At 65.6% G+C, this 19,583-nt stretch carries 15 protein-coding genes and 1 tRNA gene; 14 read left to right on the forward strand and 2 right to left on the reverse strand.

From position 1 onward, the window contains the following. Positions 1-75: 75 nt before the first annotated feature. The 11 genes from trpC to NOF53_RS08130 all read left to right on the forward strand — a co-directional run bounded on the left by trpC (position 76) and on the right by NOF53_RS08130 (position 15,963). The gene (gene trpC / locus NOF53_RS08080) at positions 76-885 is read left to right on the forward strand and encodes an indole-3-glycerol phosphate synthase TrpC (RefSeq protein ID WP_255967077.1); all 810 of its coding nucleotides are present in this window, start codon (positions 76-78) and stop codon (positions 883-885) included. A gap of 62 nt (positions 886-947) precedes the next feature. After that, positions 948-2,270, forward strand: coding sequence for a tryptophan synthase subunit beta (gene trpB, locus NOF53_RS08085; protein ID WP_255967079.1), 1,323 nt, complete (start codon positions 948-950; stop codon positions 2,268-2,270). Next, entirely contained in the window at positions 2,267-3,070 is an 804-nt protein-coding gene (gene trpA, locus NOF53_RS08090) for a tryptophan synthase subunit alpha (RefSeq protein WP_255967081.1), read from the forward strand. Before trpB ends, trpA begins: the two co-directional genes overlap by 4 nt. Continuing rightward, positions 3,067-4,134, forward strand: coding sequence for a prolipoprotein diacylglyceryl transferase (lgt, locus tag NOF53_RS08095; RefSeq protein WP_255967083.1), 1,068 nt, complete (start codon positions 3,067-3,069; stop codon positions 4,132-4,134). The genes trpA and lgt overlap by 4 nt, the downstream gene beginning before the upstream one ends. Beyond that, positions 4,127-5,023, forward strand: a complete 897-nt coding sequence (locus NOF53_RS08100) for a TM2 domain-containing protein (protein ID WP_255967089.1) — start codon at positions 4,127-4,129, stop codon at positions 5,021-5,023. The genes lgt and NOF53_RS08100 overlap by 8 nt, the downstream gene beginning before the upstream one ends. 285 nt (positions 5,024-5,308) lie before the next feature. Then, positions 5,309-9,892 (forward strand): glutamate synthase large subunit, encoded by a 4,584-nt coding sequence (gene gltB / locus NOF53_RS08105; protein WP_255967091.1) that lies wholly within the window; start codon positions 5,309-5,311, stop codon positions 9,890-9,892. Further along, the gene (locus NOF53_RS08110) at positions 9,885-11,387 is read left to right on the forward strand and encodes a glutamate synthase subunit beta (protein WP_255967093.1); all 1,503 of its coding nucleotides are present in this window, start codon (positions 9,885-9,887) and stop codon (positions 11,385-11,387) included. Before gltB ends, NOF53_RS08110 begins: the two co-directional genes overlap by 8 nt. A 37-nt stretch (positions 11,388-11,424) precedes the next feature. After that, positions 11,425-12,843 (forward strand): pyruvate kinase, encoded by a 1,419-nt coding sequence (pyk, locus tag NOF53_RS08115; RefSeq protein ID WP_255967095.1) that lies wholly within the window; start codon positions 11,425-11,427, stop codon positions 12,841-12,843. Beyond that, on the forward strand, positions 12,844-13,722 hold the full coding sequence (locus tag NOF53_RS08120) for an acyl-CoA thioesterase (RefSeq protein WP_255967097.1): 879 nt from the start codon (positions 12,844-12,846) through the stop codon (positions 13,720-13,722). It begins immediately after the preceding gene. A gap of 52 nt (positions 13,723-13,774) precedes the next feature. Further along, on the forward strand, positions 13,775-14,059 hold the full coding sequence (locus NOF53_RS08125) for a hypothetical protein (RefSeq protein WP_255967099.1): 285 nt from the start codon (positions 13,775-13,777) through the stop codon (positions 14,057-14,059). Between the two features lie 116 nt (positions 14,060-14,175). Continuing rightward, positions 14,176-15,963, forward strand: a complete 1,788-nt coding sequence (locus tag NOF53_RS08130; protein WP_255967101.1) for an ABC transporter ATP-binding protein/permease — start codon at positions 14,176-14,178, stop codon at positions 15,961-15,963. 41 nt (positions 15,964-16,004) lie between these two features. Here the strand turns inward: NOF53_RS08130 and NOF53_RS08135 are convergent, their stop codons facing one another. Next, complete coding sequence (locus tag NOF53_RS08135; protein ID WP_255967103.1) at positions 16,005-16,508, reverse strand: SRPBCC family protein; 504 nt, start codon at positions 16,506-16,508, stop codon at positions 16,005-16,007. 37 nt (positions 16,509-16,545) lie between these two features. Between NOF53_RS08135 and NOF53_RS27920 the strand changes: the two genes are divergently transcribed. After that, complete coding sequence (locus NOF53_RS27920; protein ID WP_374212586.1) at positions 16,546-17,259, forward strand: DUF427 domain-containing protein; 714 nt, start codon at positions 16,546-16,548, stop codon at positions 17,257-17,259. On the opposite strand, the gene NOF53_RS08140 is transcribed toward NOF53_RS27920, so the two are convergent. Beyond that, positions 17,248-17,321, reverse strand: a tRNA-Leu gene (locus NOF53_RS08140). The genes NOF53_RS27920 and NOF53_RS08140 overlap by 12 nt on opposite strands. A 100-nt stretch (positions 17,322-17,421) precedes the next feature. On the opposite strand from NOF53_RS08140, the gene NOF53_RS08145 reads away from it, so the two are divergent. Together NOF53_RS08145 and NOF53_RS08150 are read left to right on the forward strand one after the other, a co-directional pair. Next, complete coding sequence (locus NOF53_RS08145) at positions 17,422-18,048, forward strand: ANTAR domain-containing response regulator (RefSeq protein WP_255967104.1); 627 nt, start codon at positions 17,422-17,424, stop codon at positions 18,046-18,048. A 208-nt stretch (positions 18,049-18,256) separates the two neighbouring features. Further along, positions 18,257-19,582, forward strand: a complete 1,326-nt coding sequence (locus NOF53_RS08150; RefSeq protein ID WP_255967105.1) for an ABC transporter substrate-binding protein — start codon at positions 18,257-18,259, stop codon at positions 19,580-19,582. The last annotated feature ends 1 nt before the right edge of the window (position 19,583 follow it).

Consider the following 19,583-nt stretch of genomic DNA (forward strand, 5'->3'; position numbering starts at 1 on the left):
GTGCCATCTAGGCTGGCTTCACCCCTGATGATGTTCCTCACATCGGGTTCCTGCCCAGAAAGGACTCGGGCCACGATGACCGTTCTCGACTCGATTCTCGACGGAGTGCGCGCCGATGTCGCCGCCCGCGAAGCCGTCCTTGACTTCGCCGCTGTCAAGGCTGCGGCCGCTGCCGCACCGCCTGCGCTCGACGCTGCAGCTGCCCTGCTCGAGCCGGGCATCGGAGTCATCGCCGAGGTCAAGCGCGCAAGCCCGTCGAAGGGCCCGCTCGCCGAGATCACCGATCCCGCAGAACTCGCCAAGGCGTATCAGGCCGGTGGCGCCCGGGTCATCAGTGTGCTCACCGAGGAACGACGTTTTCAGGGGTCCCTCGCCGACCTCGACGCCGTCCGGCGTGCGGTCAGCATCCCGGTCCTGCGTAAAGACTTCATCGTCGGGCCGTACCAGATCCACGAGGCCCGCGCCCACGGCGCCGATGTCGTCCTGCTCATCGTCGCCGCGCTCGAGCAGCATGCGCTGGCGTCGTTGATCGACCGCACCGAGTCGCTGGGAATGACCGCGCTGGTCGAGGTCCACACCGAAGAGGAAGCCAACCGGGCACTCGAGGCAGGCGCCCGGGTGATCGGCGTCAACGCCCGCAACCTCAAGACACTCGAAGTCGACAAGAACACCTTCGGCGAGATCGCTCCGGGACTGCCCACCGAGACCATCAAGATCGCCGAATCCGGTGTCCGCGGTACCGCCGACCTTCTCGCCTACGCCGGCGCCGGCGCGGATGCCGTACTCGTCGGTGAAGGCCTCGTCACCAGCGGAGATCCGCGCAAGGCCGTGGCCGATCTGGTCAACGCCGGGGCGCATCCCTCCTGCCCCAAGCCGTCGCGCTGAACCGACTGCGGCCGAACTGACCCGGACGGCGGCAGCGCCCGGCGTTGGGGCAGACTGGACCTGTGACTTCACGTAATCAGGACACCGTCTTCAAGGGCGGCGATCTGCCGACTGCCAGCGCCGGAATCGCCGAACGCACGTCGCACGACCCCGACTCCGGAGGACACTTCGGCGTATACGGAGGACGCCACGTGCCCGAGGCGCTGATGGCGGTGATCGAGGAGGTCACGGCCGCGTACGACAAGGCCCGGTCGGACGACACCTTCCTGGCCGAGCTCGATCGCCTGCAGCGCGACTACACGGGTCGCCCGTCGCCGATCTTCGAGGCCACCCGGATGAGCGAGTTCGCCGGTGGTGCCCGGCTGATCCTCAAGCGTGAAGATCTCAATCACACCGGCTCGCACAAGATCAACAACGTGCTGGGGCAGGTGCTGCTCGCGAAGCAGATGGGAAAGACCCGCATCATCGCGGAAACCGGCGCCGGTCAGCACGGGGTGGCCACGGCGACGGCGTGCGCACTGTTCGGTCTCGAGTGCGTCATCTACATGGGGGCGGTCGACACCGAGCGGCAGGCGCTGAACGTGGCCCGCATGCGGTTGCTCGGTTCGTCGGTGGTCGCGGTGGAGTCCGGCTCCCGGACGCTCAAGGACGCCATCAACGAGGCGCTGCGCGACTGGGTGACCAACGCCCACAACACGTACTACTGCTTCGGCACGGCGGCGGGCCCGCACCCTTTTCCGACCATCGTCCGCGACTTCCAGCGCGTCGTCGGTCTCGAGGCGCGGGCGCAGGTACAGGCGCTGACCGGCAGGCTGCCCGACGCAGTCACCGCGTGCGTCGGCGGTGGGTCCAATGCCATCGGAATCTTCCATGCCTTCCTCGACGACCCCGCGGTCCGGTTGGTCGGTTACGAGGCTGCCGGTGACGGAGTGGAGACGGGCCGCCACGCGGCCACCTTCGCGGCCGGCACCCCGGGCGCCTTCCAGGGTGCGTACTCCTATCTGCTGCAGGACGAAGACGGGCAGACCATCGAATCGCACTCCATCTCGGCGGGCCTCGACTATCCCGGCGTCGGACCGGAGCACGCCCTCCTCAAAGACATCGGACGCGCCACCTACGAGCCCGTCACGGACACGGAAGCCATGGATGCGCTGCGTCTGCTGTCCGAGCGTGAGGGAATCATTCCGGCCATCGAGTCCGCGCACGCCGTAGCCGGATCGTTGCGACTCGGCCGCGAGCTGGGGGAGGGCGCGATCATTGTCGTCAGCCTCTCCGGGCGCGGTGACAAGGACATGGATACGGCGGCCAAGTGGTTCGGACTCTTCGACCCCGACGCCGCCACCGAAACCCCCACGACCACCGACAAGGAAGGTTCCGCCAAGTGAGCGAACGACTCTCGCGCCTCGCCCCGACGTTCGCGCAGTGCCGTGCGGAGAAGCGTGCCGCTCTGATCGGATACCTCCCGGCGGGGTACCCGACCGTCCCGGAATCCATCGACGTGTTCAAGGCGATGGTCGACTCCGGCTGCGACATCGTCGAGGTCGGCATCGCGTACTCGGACCCGGTGATGGACGGTCCCACCATTCAGGCGGCCGCCGAGAAGGCACTGAGCAACGGCGTCAAGGTGCGTGACGTGTTCACGGTCATCGAGCAGATCGCGTCGGTGGGAGGCAAGGCCGTGGTGATGACGTACTGGAACCCGGTCCTGCAGTACGGCGTCGACCGGTTCGCGCGTGACCTCGCGAACGCCGGCGGCCTCGGACTCATCACGCCGAACCTCATTCCCGAGGAGGCCGGGGAGTGGATCGCGGCGTCCAAGGATCACGACCTCGACCGGATCTTCCTCGTGGCCCCGTCGTCGACCGAGGAACGGCTGTCGATGACGCTGGAGGCGAGCAGCGGGTTCGTGTACGCGTCCTCGACGATGGGTGTGACCGGCGCGCGTGATGCGGTGTCGTCGATGGCACCCGAGCTGACCGCCCGCATCCGCGCCCATTCCGACATTCCGGTGGGTGTCGGGCTCGGTGTCCGTTCGGGGGCCCAGGCCGCTGAGATCGCCGCCTACGCTGATGCGGTCATCGTCGGATCAGCCCTGGTCACCGCGGTGGAAGCCGGACTCGACGCGGTGCGCTCGCTGACGAGGGAACTCGCCGAGGGCGTCCGCTCCGCTACCGTGGCGTCGTGACTTCCACTGTGGATGTGTTGGCGTACATTCCGAGTCCGCCTCAGGGCGTCTGGTACGTCGGCCCACTGGCCCTGCGCGCGTACGCGCTGTTCATCATCGTCGGCATCGTCGTCGCCATCTTCTGGGGCGACCGCCGCTGGGTGGCTCGGGGCGGCGAAAAGGGCACCGTGCTCGACATCGCCATCTGGGCGGTGCCGTTCGGGCTGATCGGCGGCCGGCTGTACCACGTCCTGACCGACTGGCCCACATACTTCGGGGAGGGAGGCGACCCGGTCGACGCCCTGAAGATCTGGCAGGGCGGGCTCGGTATCTGGGGCGCGGTGGCGCTCGGTGGCGTCGGTGCGTGGATCGGGTGTCGGCGTCGCGGGATTCCGCTGCCGGCGCTCGGCGACGCGGTAGCGCCCCCTATCCTGCTGGCCCAGGCGATCGGCCGAATCGGCAACTACTTCAACCAGGAGCTCTACGGCCGGGAAACCGACGTGCCGTGGGGTCTCGAGATCTTCGAGCGCCGTAACGACGCCGGGCAGGTGCACCCCGAGTTGATCGACGGTGTCTCCACGGGGCAGGTCGCCTTCGTCGTGCACCCGACCTTCCTGTACGAAGCGCTGTGGAACGTGCTGATCGTGCTCCTGCTGGTGTGGGTGGACCGCCGTTTCCGCATCGGGCACGGCCGCCTCTTCGCCCTGTACGTTGCCGGGTACTGTGCCGGCCGATTCTGGATCGAGCTGATGCGTAGCGATCACGCCAGCCTCATCGCGGGTGTCCGCGTCAACTCGTTCACCTCGGCGATCGTGTTCGTCGCGGCGGTGGTGTACGTCTTCGCCGCCACCAAGGGGCGGGAGGATCCGGCGGAGCTGCAACCGCATCACGATGTACAGGCGGAACAGCGAACATCCGAGCATGAAACGCCCGAGCAGGACGACGGGGCGAAGGACGAGCCTGCGTCCGCGTCCGAACCGGACACCAAGGCTGCGTGCGAAGACAAGGCTTCGAGTACTGCGAGTGCCGGCACCGACGTGGGCACGAAGACCACCGACAGCAAGAAGGATGACGCGAATGACTGATCCGGGGAAAGCATCCGACGATTCCGACAAGGCCGGAACCTCCGGCGACGACACCCACCGGGTGGATCTGGGCAAGAAGGGCGAGAGCGGCCAGTCGAGCCTTCCGCCCGAGTTCGGTTCGCCGTTCGACTACGACGCCACCGCAGAGGCATCACTGTCGCAGCCGCCCGCCACCTCGGACGCGACGCCCTCTCCGGCGTCGTCGGGTACCGGACCCGGATGGGACACCTACTCGGGAGTCGGCAACGGTCCCGGCTGGGGTTCGACACCCACGTACCCGTCGCCGAGCGGGACCGAACCCACTACGGCATTCCCGAATGTGGGCGAGAACCCGCCGCCGACCGCGCCGTACACCGGGTACGACAGGCCGCAGCAGCCTGCGGACGGCCCGACGTACGGCGCGCCCGATCCTCACTACAACGCGCAGTACGGGACTTCGCCGCAGTCCGATCAGGACTATCAGCAGCCCGGCTACCCGCAGGCCGGTTACGGTCAGCAGGGTGCCGGTCCGCAGAATTACGGTCAACAGGACTACGGTCAGCAGAATTTCGGTCAGCAGGGGTATGGCCAGCAGGGATACCCGCAGCCCGGATACGCCCCGGCCGGGTACAACGCCTATGCCGATCCGTCGGCACCGTTCGGTCGGCACCCGGTCAGTGGGGAGCCGTACTCCGACAAGTCGAAGCTCACCGCGGGGCTCCTGCAAATTTTCCTGGGTGGGTTCGGTGTCGGACGGTTCTACCTGAACCAGCCCGGCATCGCGGTCGCGCAGATCGCCGTCACGTGGCTCACGTGCGGTCTCGGCGGACTCTGGCCACTCATCGACGGCATCATGATGCTGACGGGGAGCGTGAAGGACAAGTACGGTCGACCCCTCCGGGAGCAGTGACGACGTAGCTCTCGCCGCGCAGTTCCTCCCTGTGGCCCCTGTTGCTTCTGCGATGGGGGCCACAGTGCTTTCCCGTGCCGAAATCGGCATATCCGAGCAGTATCGGTGCTGATAAGCTGAGCGCGCCGGATGTATGTCCGGTAACAACCTTCACGGGCCGAGGCTGTCCCGGTAGACCCCCGAAAAGCAGTTAGCGCCCGTCGTGGCGACCCCGCTAGCGGAGGCCGCCGACAGCGACGCGCAAGCGCCACTGGTGCTCTCCCCGGCCGATGTGGAGGTATATCGGTGCTGTTCTCTCAGTCGCCCGGTCCGCAAGGTCTCTACGACCCGGCTCGTGAAGTCGATTCGTGCGGCGTCGCCATGGTGGTGGACGTGCATGGCCGCCGTTCGCATTCCATCGTCACGGACGGTCTTATCGCTCTCGACAACCTCGAGCATCGCGGTGCTGCCGGGGCAGAGAGGAACAGCGGGGACGGCGCCGGAATCCTCGTGCAGTTGCCCACGGAGCTGTTCGAGGAGGTCGTCGAGTTCGACCTTCCTTCTCCCGCCCCGGACGGCAGCAGTACCTACGCCGCAGGTTTCTGCTTCCTCCCTCGCGACCCGGAGGCACGATCAGTCGCCCAGCAGAGGGTCCAGGACCTGGCCGACGAGGAGGGACTCGAGGTCCTCGGGTGGCGGGATGTGCCGATCGATCACGAGTGCGCCGACATCGGGGCGACGGCACGGGGGTGCGAGCCCTACATGAGCCAGCTTTTCGTCGCTGCGCCGCCAGCGGGCGGTCGGCGGCCCGGTGGTCTCGACCTCGATCGCCTCGTCTATCCGCTGCGCAAGCGTGCCGAGCAGATCACCCCGGCGGTCGAGTCGAGCGGGTCGGGCGTGTACTTTCCGTCGCTGTCGAGCCGCACCATCGTCTACAAGGGAATGCTGACCGTTCCCCAGCTGCCGCTCTACTACGTGGACTTGCGAGACCCGCGCATGATGAGTGCGCTGGCGGTGGTGCACAGCCGGTTCTCGACCAACACGTTCCCCTCCTGGCCGCTTGCGCACCCCTTCCGCTTCGTGGCGCACAACGGGGAGATCAACACCGTCCGAGGCAACCGGAACCGAATGCGGGCGCGGGAGGCCATGCTGTCGAGTGCGGCCATCCCCGGTGACCTCCGACGGTTGTATCCCATCTGCACGCCCGACGCCTCGGATTCCGCCTCGTTCGACGAGGTGCTCGAGCTCCTGCATCTCGCGGGGCGCAGTGTGCCCCATGCGGTGATGATGATGGTGCCCGAGGCGTGGGAGAACGACACGACGATGTGCCCCGATCGGCGGGCCTTCTACAAGTTCCACGCTTCGCTGATGGAGGCGTGGGACGGGCCGGCGTGTGTGACGTTCACCGACGGAACCGTCGTGGGAGCGGTGCTGGACCGTAACGGACTGCGGCCCGGCCGCTGGTGGCAGACCGTCGACGGCCGGGTGATCCTGGCGAGTGAGAGCGGTGTCCTCGACGTACCACAGGACGAGGTCGTGGCGAAGGGCCGCCTCGAGCCGGGGCGGATGTTTCTGGTCGACACGTCGGAGGGTCGAATCGTCCCCGACGACGAGCTCAAGTCGCGGCTGGCAGCCGAGAAACCGTACGCCGAGTGGCTCTATGCAGGGTTGCTCGACCTGAAGACCCTGCCCGAGCGACCCCACGCCCAGAACAACCACGAGTCGGTGGTCCGGCGCCAGGTGGCGTTCGGCTACACCGAGGAGGACTTGCGGATCCTGCTGTCGCCGATGGCGGCGTCCGCCATCGAGCCGCTGGGCTCGATGGGAACCGACACCCCGATCGCTGTTCTGTCCGCCCGGTCACGGTTGCTTTACGACTATTTCGTCGAACTGTTCGCGCAGGTGACCAATCCGCCCCTCGACGCGATCCGCGAAGAGATCGTGACGTCGCTGTCCCGGGTCATGGGTCCGGAACAAAATTTGCTCGAGCCCGGTGCGGCGTCGTGCCGTCAGATCGTCCTGCCGTGGCCCGTCCTGGACAACGACGACCTGAACAAGATCATCAACGTCGACGCAGACGGCAACCACCCAGGTCTGGCGGCAACCGTTCTGCGAGGTCTCTACGAGGTGGAACGCGGCGGTGCGGGCATGGCCGATGCGCTGGAAGAGTTGCGCGGACAGGCGAGCGCTGCGATCGCCCAGGGATATCGGACACTGGTGATCTCGGACCGCGACTCCGACCACGTGCGCGCACCCATCCCGTCGTTGCTGGCTGTGGGCGCAGTGCATCACCACCTGATCCGCACCAAGGAACGCACCAAGGTCGCGCTGGTCGTCGAGTCCGGTGACGCGCGGGAAGTGCATCATCTGGCGCTGCTCATCGGCTACGGAGCAGCCGCGGTCAACCCGTACCTCGCGATGGAGTCGATCGAAGACCTGGTGTCGGAGGGTGAGCTGACGGGAGTCGATCACACGATCGCGGTGCGCAACTATCTGACGGCACTCGGCAAGGGTGTGCTGAAGGTGATGTCGAAGATGGGCATCTCGACTGTCGGTTCGTACACCGCGGCCCAGGCTTTCGAGGCGGTCGGTCTCGACCGCGGCCTCGTCGACGAATATTTCAGGGGCACCACCAGCAAACTCGGCGGCATCGGACTCGACGAGATCGCGCGGGAAGTGCTGCTCCGGCACCGGCAGGCCTACCCCGACAATCCCACCGAGTATGCGCACCGCCGGCTCGCCCACGGCGGCGAGTATCAGTTCCGCCGCGACGGCGAACTCCACCTGTTCACACCTGAAACCGTCTTCCTCCTCCAGCACGCCACCCGCACCGGCAGGCACGAGGTGTTCACCCAGTACAGCGACGAGGTGAACAGGCTCGCCGCCGAGGGCGGTGCACTGCGCGGCCTTTTCACCTTCCGGGAAGGACTCCGGCCTCCGGTGCCGCTCGACGAGGTGGAGTCCGCGGAGCGGATCGTCACCCGATTCAACACGGGCGCGATGAGCTACGGTTCCATCTCCGCCGAGGCACACGAGACCATGGCTGTGGCCATGAACAATCTCGGAGGGCGGTCCAACTCCGGAGAGGGCGGGGAGAACGTCGACCGCCTCTACGACCTGTCCCGTCGCAGCGCTGTGAAGCAGGTGGCGAGCGGAAGATTCGGGGTGACCAGTGACTACCTCGTCAACGCGACCGATATCCAAATCAAGATGGCGCAGGGAGCCAAACCCGGAGAGGGCGGGCAGTTGCCCGCGTACAAGGTGTATCCGTGGGTGGCGGAGACCCGGCACTCGACTCCGGGTGTCGGGTTGATCTCACCGCCGCCACACCACGACATCTACTCGATCGAGGATCTCGCGCAGCTGATCCACGACCTCAAGAACGCTAACGACCAGGCCCGGGTGCACGTGAAGTTGGTCAGTTCGGTGGGTGTGGGGACGGTGGCAGCCGGGGTCAGCAAGGCGCACGCGGACGTGGTCCTCATCTCGGGGAACGACGGCGGCACCGGTGCGACGCCCCTCACGTCGATGAAGCACGCGGGCACGCCATGGGAGATCGGACTGGCCGATGCACAGCAGACGCTCGTGCTCAACGGACTCCGCGATCGGATCACCGTCCAGTGCGACGGCGGCATGCGCACCGCCAAGGATGTCGTGGTCGCTGCGCTGCTCGGAGCGGAGGAGTTCGGCTTCTCGACAGCACCGTTGATCGTGGCCGGGTGCATCATGATGCGCGTGTGCCACCTCGACACCTGCCCGGTGGGTGTGGCCACTCAGAATCCTGAACTGCGGAGGCGGTACACCGGTAAGCCGGAATTCGTCGAGGAGTTCTTCCGCTTCATCGCCGAAGACGTTCGGCAGTATCTGGCGCGTCTCGGCTTCCGGAGCATCGATGAAGCTGTCGGGCACGCGGACATGCTCGAGACAGCTGAGGGCGTGGCGCACTGGAAGAGCCGCGGACTCGACCTCTCGCCGATCTTCGCGGTACCGAAAGGCTCAGACGGGACGCCGCTGAGCCAGCGACGCAAGGTCAGCGACCAATATCATGCCCTGGACCGGGCGCTCGACCGCACGCTCATCCAGCTGGCCGAGGGCGCCCTCGAAGATGCGCATTTCGTCGAGATCGAGATGCCCGTGCGCAATGTGAACAGGACGGTGGGCACGCTGCTCGGCGCCGAGGTCACCCGCCGTTACGGCGCGGGTGGACTTCCCGACGACACGATCCGGCTCACCTTCACCGGCTCGGCGGGTCAATCACTCGGAGCGTTCCTGCCGCCGGGTGTCACCATCGATCTCACCGGTGATGCCAACGACTACGTCGGGAAAGGGTTGTCGGGTGGGCGAATTGTGATTCGGCCGGCCGCCGACGTCCTGTTCGTCCCGGAAACTCAGGTGATCGCCGGGAACACCCTGCTCTACGGTGCGACGTCCGGCGAGCTGTTCCTCCGTGGGCGGGTCGGTGAACGTTTCTCGGTGCGGAACTCCGGAGCGACGGCCGTGGTCGAGGGAGTGGGTGATCACGGGTGCGAGTACATGACGGGCGGACGTGTCGTCATCCTCGGGCCAACCGGACGGAACCTGGCGGCCGGAATGTCCGGTGGTATCGCTTACGTGCTCGATCTCGATCCCGCCGACGTCAATCCGGCCATGGTGACACTCCTTTCGCCGGACCCCGAGGATCTCGACTGGCTGTGCCGAGCCGTGAGCGACCATCTGCACTGGACCGGTTCCACGGTGGCGGCGTCGATGCTCGCCGATTGGCCTCGGCGGTCCGCGCTGTTCACCAAGGTGATGCCGGTGGACTATCAACGGGTTCTCGAAGCCACCCGGCTGGCCCGCGCCGAGGGGCTCGACGTGGACACTGCAATCATGGAGGCGGCTCGTGGCTGATCCGCACGGTTTCCTGCACATCCCCAAGAAGGAAGCACCCAAGCGCCCCATCGCGGAGAGGGTGCACGACTGGCACGAGGTCACCCTGCCGCTCACTCCCGACGAGCGGAACGCCGAGGTGGCCGAGCAAGCCACCCGCTGCATGGACTGCGGTATCCCGTTCTGCCACTCGGGAAGTGCGGGCTGCCCGCTGGGTAATCTGATCCCGGAGTGGAACGATCTCGTGCGCCGCGGCCGCTGGTCCGCGGCGAGCGAACGTCTGCATGCGACCAACAACTTCCCGGAGTTCACGGGCAGGTTGTGCCCGGCGCCGTGTGAATCGGCGTGTGTGCTCTCGCTCGCCGATACCCACACGACGGGCAGTGTCACCATCAAGCGGATAGAGCAGACGATCGCCGACGTCGCCTGGGAGTCGGGAACGGTGGAGCCTAAACCCCCGATGATTGTCACGGGCCGGAAGGTTGCGGTGGTCGGATCCGGGCCGGCCGGTCTCGCGGCGGCCCAACAGCTCACCCGGGCCGGGCACGACGTCACCGTCTACGAGCGAGACGACCGGCTCGGCGGGCTACTTCGTTACGGCATCCCCGAGTTCAAGATGGAGAAGTCGGTTCTCGATCAGCGGCTGATGCAGATGCGTGCGGAGGGAACACATTTCGTGACCGACTGCGAGGTGGGTGTCGATCTCACCGTGGAGCAGCTGCGGGAGAATGTCGATGCGGTGGTACTCGCCATCGGCGCCTTGCGAGCCCGCGACAACACGTCCGTTGAGGGCCGGGAGTTGACTGGCATTCATCTCGCGATGGAACATCTGGTCACGTCCAACAGGGAGTGCGAGGGTGACGGTCCCGCGTCGATCACCGCAAAAGGCAAGCACGTCGTCATCATCGGTGGTGGCGACACTGGCGCGGATTGCCTCGGAACGGCGCACCGGCAGGGGGCGTTGTCGGTGACTCAATTGGACTACCACCCGGAGTTGCCGAGCGAACGGGACGAATCGGTGACTCCGTGGCCGGCGTCGCCGATGGTGCTGCGCACCTCGCCCGCTCATGCGGAAGGCGGCGTCCGCCGATATCAGGTTGCGGTGCAGCGGTTCCTCGGTGACGAAAACGGAAACGTCAGGGCCATGGTACTTGCGGAGGTCCGGGTGTCGAGGGAGGACGGCAAACGCACCATCACCCCCGTGGGAGAAGAAATCGAACTGCCTTGCGAGTTGGCACTTTTCGCGATCGGCTTCGAGGGAGTCGACCTCGGCCCGCTGCTCGACGACTACGGATTGAGCCCCACCCGGCGTGGCGCACTCTCCTGTGGTCCCGACTGGCAGACCACCGCGCCGGGAGTGTTCGTGTGCGGTGACGCGCATCGCGGTGCGTCGCTCCTCGTGTGGGCGATCGCCGAGGGCAGGTCCGCCGCGCACGCCGTCGACGTGTACCTGACAGGGGCTTCCGCCCTCCCGTCGCCGGTGCACCCGACGGCGCTGCCGCTGGCAGTCGTCTAAATGGAGATGGGCGGGCGGGACGACTAGGCTCGAGGCCGTGAACCGACGCACGAAGATCGTATGCACTCTTGGACCTGCTACTGCCACCGGTGACCGTATTCGCGAACTCGTCGAAAGCGGTATGGATGTGGCCCGGCTGAACTTCAGCCACGGGGAACATTCCGACCACGAGGAAAACTACAACCGCGTGCGAGCCGCATCGGACGCTACGGGTAAGGCGGTTGGTGTGCTCGCCGACCTCCAGGGACCCAAGATCCGGCTCGGCCGGTTCGCCGACGACCGCACCACCTGGGCCAACGGCGAAGTCGTCCGTATCACCGTGGACGACGTCGTCGGCACTCACGACCGGGTGTCGACCACCTACAAGCAGCTTGCGGAGGACGCCAAGGCGGGTGACAGGCTTCTCGTCGACGACGGCAAGGTCGGTCTCGTCGTCACCGGCGTCGAGGGCAACGACGTGGTCTGCCGCGTCACCGAGGGTGGCCCGGTCAGCAACAACAAGGGTGTGTCCCTGCCGGGGATGAATGTGTCGGTGCCCGCCCTGTCGGAGAAGGACATCGCCGACCTCGAGTTCGCGCTCAACCTCGGTGTCGATTTCATCGCCCTCTCGTTCGTGCGTTCGCCCGCCGACGTCGAGCTGGTGCACGCGGTCATGGACCGGGTCGGACGCCGCATCCCCGTCATCGCGAAGCTCGAGAAGCCCGAGGCCATCGACAACCTCGAGGCCGTAGTCCTCGCCTTCGACGCGGTCATGGTCGCTCGCGGTGACCTGGGCGTCGAGCTTCCGCTCGAGCAGGTGCCGCTGGTGCAGAAGCGGGCAATTCAGATCGCCCGCGAGAACGCCAAGCCGGTCATCGTCGCCACGCAGATGCTCGAATCAATGATCGAGAACTCGCGCCCCACCCGCGCCGAGGCGTCCGACGTTGCCAACGCAGTCCTCGACGGTGCCGACGCGGTCATGCTCTCCGGGGAAACCTCGGTGGGCAAGTACGTGATGGAGACCGTGCGCACCATGGCCCGCATCGTCGAGGCCGTGGAGGGTGAATCGACCCGGGTGCCCCCGCTGACGCACGTTCCGCGCACCAAGCGGGGCGTCATCTCCTACGCCGCCCGCGACATCGGCGAGCGACTCGACGCCAAGGCGCTCGTAGCCTTCACCCAATCCGGTGACACGGTGCGGCGACTCGCTCGCCTGCACACTCCGTTGCCGTTGCTCGCGTTCACCCCGCTTCCCGAGGTGCGGAGCCAGCTCTCCCTGACTTGGGGAACCGAGACGTTCCTCGTCGACCCTGTCGACAGCACCGACGCGATGGTCCGTCAGGTCGACCACGCCCTGCTGGGGCTCGGCCGCTACCAGAAGGGTGAACTGGTCATCATCGTGGCCGGTTCGCCGCCTGGCACCGTAGGATCGACCAACTTGATCCACGTCCACAGAATCGGTGAAGAGGACCACTAGGTGAGCGAAGTCGCGGCGAAGTCCGATCTCGAGACACTTCTCCATCTTCTCGATTTGGAGAAGACCGGGGAGGACACCTATCGAGGTCGGCATCCCGCGCAGGTGGGCAGCCGGACGTTCGGCGGCCAGTTGATCTCCCAGGCTCTGGTCGCCGCCGGCCGCACCGTCTCCGGTGAACGGGCGGTGCACGCGGTCAATGCTCACTTCATCCGCGGCGGAGACGTGAAGGAACCGATCGAGTATCGCGTCGACCGTCACCGCGACGGCCGGGCCTTCGCCAACCGACAGGTCACCGCCCTGCAGAACGGCCAGGAACTGTTCGTCATGCTCGCGGCGTTCCAGGATTGGGGCAAGGGACTCGAGCACGCGGTCGCCGTTCCGGATGTCCCTTTCCCGGAGACACTTCCGCCCTTGGGTGATCATTTCGTCGGTTACGAGGATCGGCTGAAGATGTTCGTCGACGCTCTGAAGCCGATCGACATGCGTTACGCGAACGACCCGTCGTGGATCATGAAGGGTACGGGGGAGAAGCTCACCCACAACCGGGTGTGGATGAAGGCAGACGGCGACCTTCCGGACGATCCGCTGATCCACGTTGCTGTCATGGGTTACTCGTCGGACACCACGGTTCTGGATTCCATCATCACCACGCACGGGTTGTCGTGGGGGTTGGACCGGATCGTGGCGGCCACGGTCAACCATTCCATGTGGTTTCACCGGCCGTTCCGGTTCGACGACTGGACGCTCTATGCCACCGAGTCGCCGGTGGCCGCCGGTTCGCGGGGGCTTGCGACAGGCCGCTTCTTTTCCCTCGAGGGTGAACTGCTCGCCACCGTCGTCCAAGAAGGATTGATTCGTCATTTCCCGCCCAGGAAGTGACGGTCCGGGGCGTATCGTCGGTTTCGGATCTCCGACGGAACGGACGTGCATCATGAGCGCAGACGACACCGAGCAGAAGAACACCGGCGAGCAGACCGAGGGCGAAGTGCCCCGTCCCGACGACGAGGCGATCGAGAAGGCCAAGAAGAAGGCCGAAGAAATCGACGCCCGGTATGATCCGGGGGCCCGGGAAACGGTCGTGCTCCCCGGCTCCGGCGGCACGGTCTCCGGCACCGCATTCGACGACTACGTCGATGACGAGGGCAACCTCAAGGAAGAATATCGCGACCGGGAACCGAGTGCCGAAAACAAGCAGGACACAGCCGACGACCGGTAGCTTTCCGGGCGATCGGAAACGTGGCGTCCACGTTTTTGTCGCCGATCACGCCGAACCAGGGTTAGACTTCGCCATCTTTTCTCCTGAGCTTCATCTCGTGATCGGGGACCTGGGTCGTGGACTGGAACAACGTGGTATGGGACAGCGCGGCGTGGCTGTTGAAGGCCTACGTGATGACTGCCGTCGTGTTTGTCGTCGTGATCGTGCTACTCGCTCGATTCACCAAGTGGGGTAGACAGTTCTGGCGTTTCGCGGCGCCGTATTTCGATCCGAGGCGTAGCCCCAAGCCGCTGGCGATTCTCGCGTTCCTGCTGTTGTTCACGGTGTTCGCGGTGCGGATGAACGTGCTGTTCTCCTACTGGTCCAACGATTTCTACGACTCGATCCAGAATCTCGACGAGACCGCGTTCTGGCACTTCCTGCGGGTGTTCGCGATTCTCGCCGCCGTCCATGTCGTACGTGCCCTGATCGACTTTCTTATCGGCCAAACCCTCGACATCGATTGGCGTGTCTGGCTCACCCACCACCTCACCGACGATTGGCTCGACAGTCGCGCCTACTACCGTGACCGGTTCCTCGACGACGCGATCGACAACCCCGATCAGCGGATTCAGGCCGACATCACCAACTTCGTGACCACGGCCCGCGTACTGTCCATGGGGGCCGTCACCGCGGTGCTCTCGATCGTGTCGTTCACCGGGATCCTGTGGGACCTGTCCGGTCCGATGACGGTCTTCGGCACCGAGATCCCGCGGGCGATGATCTTCCTGGTCTTCGTCTACGTTCTGGTCACCACACTGGTGGCGTTCTGGATCGGTAAGCCGCTCATCAAGCTGAACTTCCTCAACGAGAAACTCGGGGCGAACTTCCGCTACGCACTGATCCGGGTCCGTGAGTACGGCGAGAGCATTGCGTTCTATCGAGGCGAGAACGTCGAGCGGCGAACTCTGGCAGGGAGGTTCGCCGCCGTCATCCGCAACATGTGGCACATCGTGTTCCGGACCCTCAAATTCAATGGCTGGAACCTCTCGGTGAACCAGACTGCGGTCATCTTCCCCTTTCTGATTCAGGGGCCGCGGCTGTTCAGTGGTCAGGTGTCGCTCGGTGACGTCATGCAGACGTCGACGGCGTTCTCACAGGTGCACGACTCGCTGTCCTTCTTCCGCGAGTCGTACGACGACTTCGCGAGTTTCCGCGCCACCCTCATCCGACTCAACGGGCTGGCCAACGACAACATGCACGCCGCCGCACTCCCGATCCTGAAAACGGGCAAGGCCGGGAATGACCTCGACGTCGAGAAGCTCGACGTGCGCACTCCGTCCGGATCGATCCTGATCGAGGCTCTCGATCTCACCGTCGGTCCCGGTCAATCCCTCCTGGTCAAGGGCCCGTCCGGTTCCGGTAAGACAACCCTGCTCCGCACTCTCGCAGATCTGTGGCCCTACGCGGACGGCACCGTGTCGCGGCCGTCCGGGGAAGCTATTTTCCTGTCCCAGCGGCCGTATCTGCCGCTCGGTTCGCTACGGACAGCGCTGGCGTACCCCAGCGAACCGACGGCGGACGACGGGACGCTCCGCGAGGCGCTGTCGAAGGTGGCGCTGGGCAATCTCGCCGACCGACTCGATGAGACGGCCGACTGGACCCGGATCCTGTCACCGGGCGAGCAGCAGCGGCTGGCCTTCGCGCGAGTGTTGACCGCGCAGCCGGCGGTCGTCTTCCTCGACGAGGCCACCTCGGCGATCGACGAGGGGCTCGAGCACACGCTCTACACCCTCCTGCGGTCCGAACTGCCGGACAGCATCGTGGTCAGCGTCGGGCACCGCAGCACGCTGGACCAGTTCCACTCGCTCGGAGTGGAACTGGAAGGCGAGGGCCGGTGGGCGGAATCTTCATTGGTGGGTTGACGGTCTCCGCCGGGGTGCCTCGTCGGCACCCCGGTGGACTGTCAGTTGGCCTTGCGGTAGGAGGATGCGAGTTCGTCGGCGCGATCCCACGGTGACCAGTTCACTTCGCGGCCGTCGAGTTGCGCCTCCACCACCTCGAGACCGGCGTGCCATCCCGCCGCGTGCGCATAGGCGGAGTCTTCTTCTTCCACCGTGTGCGTCAGCGTCAACCAGCAACCACCGCTTCCGTCGGGACTCAGCTCCCAATGCAGCGTCTCCGCGTCCCACAGGTACTCCAGAATGTGGGCGGGATGCACCGAGATGACCGTTCCAGTGGTCGTGTGGTCTTCGGGTAGGCCGAATCGGCGGACCTGCTCCGGTGTCACGCGGAACACCAGTTCCGCCCCGGGGGTGAGGTCGAAGTCGACGTCGGCGGGGAACCAGGCCTTCAGATACTGGGGGTCGGTCAGTACCCGCCACACCTTCTCCGGAGAATGCGACAACGCTTGCTGGAAGCGAAGAGCTACGCGCCCGTCGTACGTGAAGTTGACGGTGCCGAGATCCATGGGTGACCTCCGTGCTCGAGGGCGGAACCGTGCCACCATGGTACTGGCAGGCGACCGCAGAGCCACAGGGTTCGAGCACAAAAAAGCCGCCACTACCTGGGGCTCAGTTCTCGATGGTCACGCGGGTCGACAAGGAGGTACAACGGATGGCCGCGAGAATGACCGACCACTTGATGCACGCCGGACACGAGCCGTCATCGACCCGCGGACGGGCTTCGGGTTTCACACCACCGCCGGCACGCCGATAACCGTCACTGCCGGTTCTGTCAGTGGTCACGCATTTCGGCCGTCGGATTTCGAATCGATCACTCTCGACTTCGCCGAATCCAACCGGCCGCTGATGCTGTTCGAATTCGTGCTCCCAGCTCGCTACGACTTGCCGCGTGCCGACGTGATCGCGACGCTCGAGCCGAGTGTGACCGCGACTGTGTGCGCCTACAAAGGTCACGCCTCGCACTGGTCGCTCCCGGGAGCGGGTGACAAGGGCGTCGACACCGCATGGATTACGAACAACCCCCGATCGAACTTGCTCAGATCGCCGGAATGGTCTGCTTGTATCAGGAACGTGTCGATGTCGTCGACGACGAGGCACAGACCAGACCTGTCACACCCTGGTCGAAGCGGTCCTCGGCGAGACGTGGCCGGCGGCGGTGGTGAAGTGGGCGCGAAAGGAGGCCTTGCGCGCGAATCGCAGGTCGGAAATATTCCTCACCTGCGATTCGCGCGAATGTCTCGACAGTGCCCTCGGTGAGACTCGAACTCACACTGGACGGGTTTTGAATCCGTTTCCTCTGCCAATTGGGATACGAGGGCGTGTTGCGCTGTACCACTGTAGAAGATCGTCGTCGGGAGTCAACCACCGGTACCCTCTAACCGTTCGCTCCCCGCTCCGGGGTCGTCCGAGCAGAGGAGAATGGGGACCATGAACGCTCCGCAGCCGCAAGGTGTGCCGACCCCGCCGCGACGGGTCGTGGTGGCCGAAGACGAGGCACTGATCAGGCTGGATCTGGTCGAGATGCTGCGTGAAGAGGGTTACGACGTGGTCGGTGAGGCCGGTGACGGGCAGACCGCCGTCGATTTGGCGGTCGAACTGAAGCCCGACCTCGTGATCATGGATGTGAAGATGCCGCGGCGCGACGGCATCGATGCGGCGTCGGAGATCGCCGCGAAACGTATTGCCCCGGTTGTCATTCTCACCGCATTCAGTCAGCGAGACTTGGTCGAGCGGGCGCGTGACGCCGGCGCCATGGCGTATCTGGTCAAGCCGTTCTCCGTTGCCGACTTGGTGCCCGCCGTGGAGTTGGCAGCCAGCCGGTTCAAGGAAGTAACCGCGTTGGAGCGCGAAATTTCCGACCTGTCCGAACGGCTGGAGACCCGAAAGGTCGTCGAGCGCGCCAAGGGTGTGCTGATGGACAAGCAGTCTTTGACGGAACCCGAAGCGTTCCGGTGGATTCAGCGGGCCGCGATGGACCGCCGTTCGACCATGAAAGCGGTGGCCCAGGTCGTCCTGGAGACCCTCGGCGGCGAGACGCCCCAGTAATTGGGCGGGGTGCCCGCGGCAGGCGTTGTGGCCTGTTGTTCCGCGACGTCACGCTACGGCCGCGTAAACACTGACCGCATTCAGGTCACAGTAAGGTCACGAGCCTTTCGCCAGGGGTCGCGAACGCCGCCGGACAGCTAGCGTCTGATCCCACAGCGGACGCCAACTCGGGTGGCGCCCGTACTCAGGTGATCTAAGGAGACATTGGATGGCTAAACGGACCCTCGTGCGGGCGGCCGCGGTTCTCGGCGCGGCGAGCCTTGCACTCGCAGGTTGTAGTTCGGACAGTGGCGACGAGTCCGCGAGCGGAAGCGACGGTGCCGCCGCCTCGGCCACCACGGTGACCACCGACTGCACCCCCGAAGAGGCGACGGCCGGAACGACCCCGTCCACGGCACCACTGAAGATCGGCACCCTGCTGCCCGACACCGGCAGCCTCTCCTTCCTCGGCCCCCCGATGGTGGCGGGCACCCAGCTGGGTGTCAACGATGTCAATGCGGCCGGCGGAGTGCTCGGCCAGCCCGTGCAGTTGATTCCGGGCGACTCGGGCGACACGACCACGGATACGGCCAACTCCACGGTCGACCGCGAATTGGCTGCGGGCACACAGGTAATCGTCGGTGCGGCGTCGTCCTCGGTGTCGCTCAAGGTCATCGACAAGGTAACCAGTGCGGGTGTCGTGATGTTCTCGCCGGCCAACACGTCCGACCAGTTCGTCTGCTACGCCGACAAGGGCCAGTATTTCCGCACGGCGCCCACAGACGTGCTGCAGGCTCAGGCTGTGTCGCAGCTCATCTCGGACGACGGCGGCCAGCGTGTGTCCGTCCTGGCGCTGAACGATCCCTACGGCACCGGGCTCGCCGACAACATCGCGCAGAACCTTGCGGATGCCGGCATTCCCGAAGACCAGATCCAGAAGATCATCTACGACCCCAACGCGCAGTCGTTCAACTCCGAGATAGACCAGGTCAAGGACTTCGCCCCGGATGCTGTGGCGGTAGTGGGATTCGAGGAGTCGGCCAAGATCATCACTCGTATGCACGAGGTGGGCATCGGCCCGTCCGACGGCATGAAGGTTTACGGCGTGGACGGCAACATGGGTAACGCGCTCGGTGAGTCGGTGGCGCCGCCGCTGCTCGACGGGATGCAGGGCACCACGCCGCTCACCGACGTCGGCCCGGCCTTCCAGGATCGCCTCAAGGGCATCAACGGAGCGTTGATCGACTTCAACTACGCCGGTGAGTCTTACGACGCCGTCGTGGTCTCTGCGCTGGCCGCGGAGGCGGCGAAGTCGACGGCGGGCCGCGACATCGCCGCGAACATCAACAAGGTCACCGAGGGTGGCACGCCCTGCACGTCGTACCAGGAGTGCCTGCCGCTCGTGCAGGCCGGAACGGACGTCGACTACAACGGCGTCACCGGCAAGCTCGACTTCACCGATGCGGGCGAACCTTCCATCGGTTCGTACGGCAAGCTGAAGTTCGGCGCCGACAACAAGTTGACGACGAACGGATACATCGTCGTGGGGGAGTGAT

The organism is Rhodococcus tibetensis (assembly GCF_024438035.1).
Classification (GTDB): domain Bacteria; phylum Actinomycetota; class Actinomycetes; order Mycobacteriales; family Mycobacteriaceae; genus Rhodococcus_F; species Rhodococcus_F tibetensis.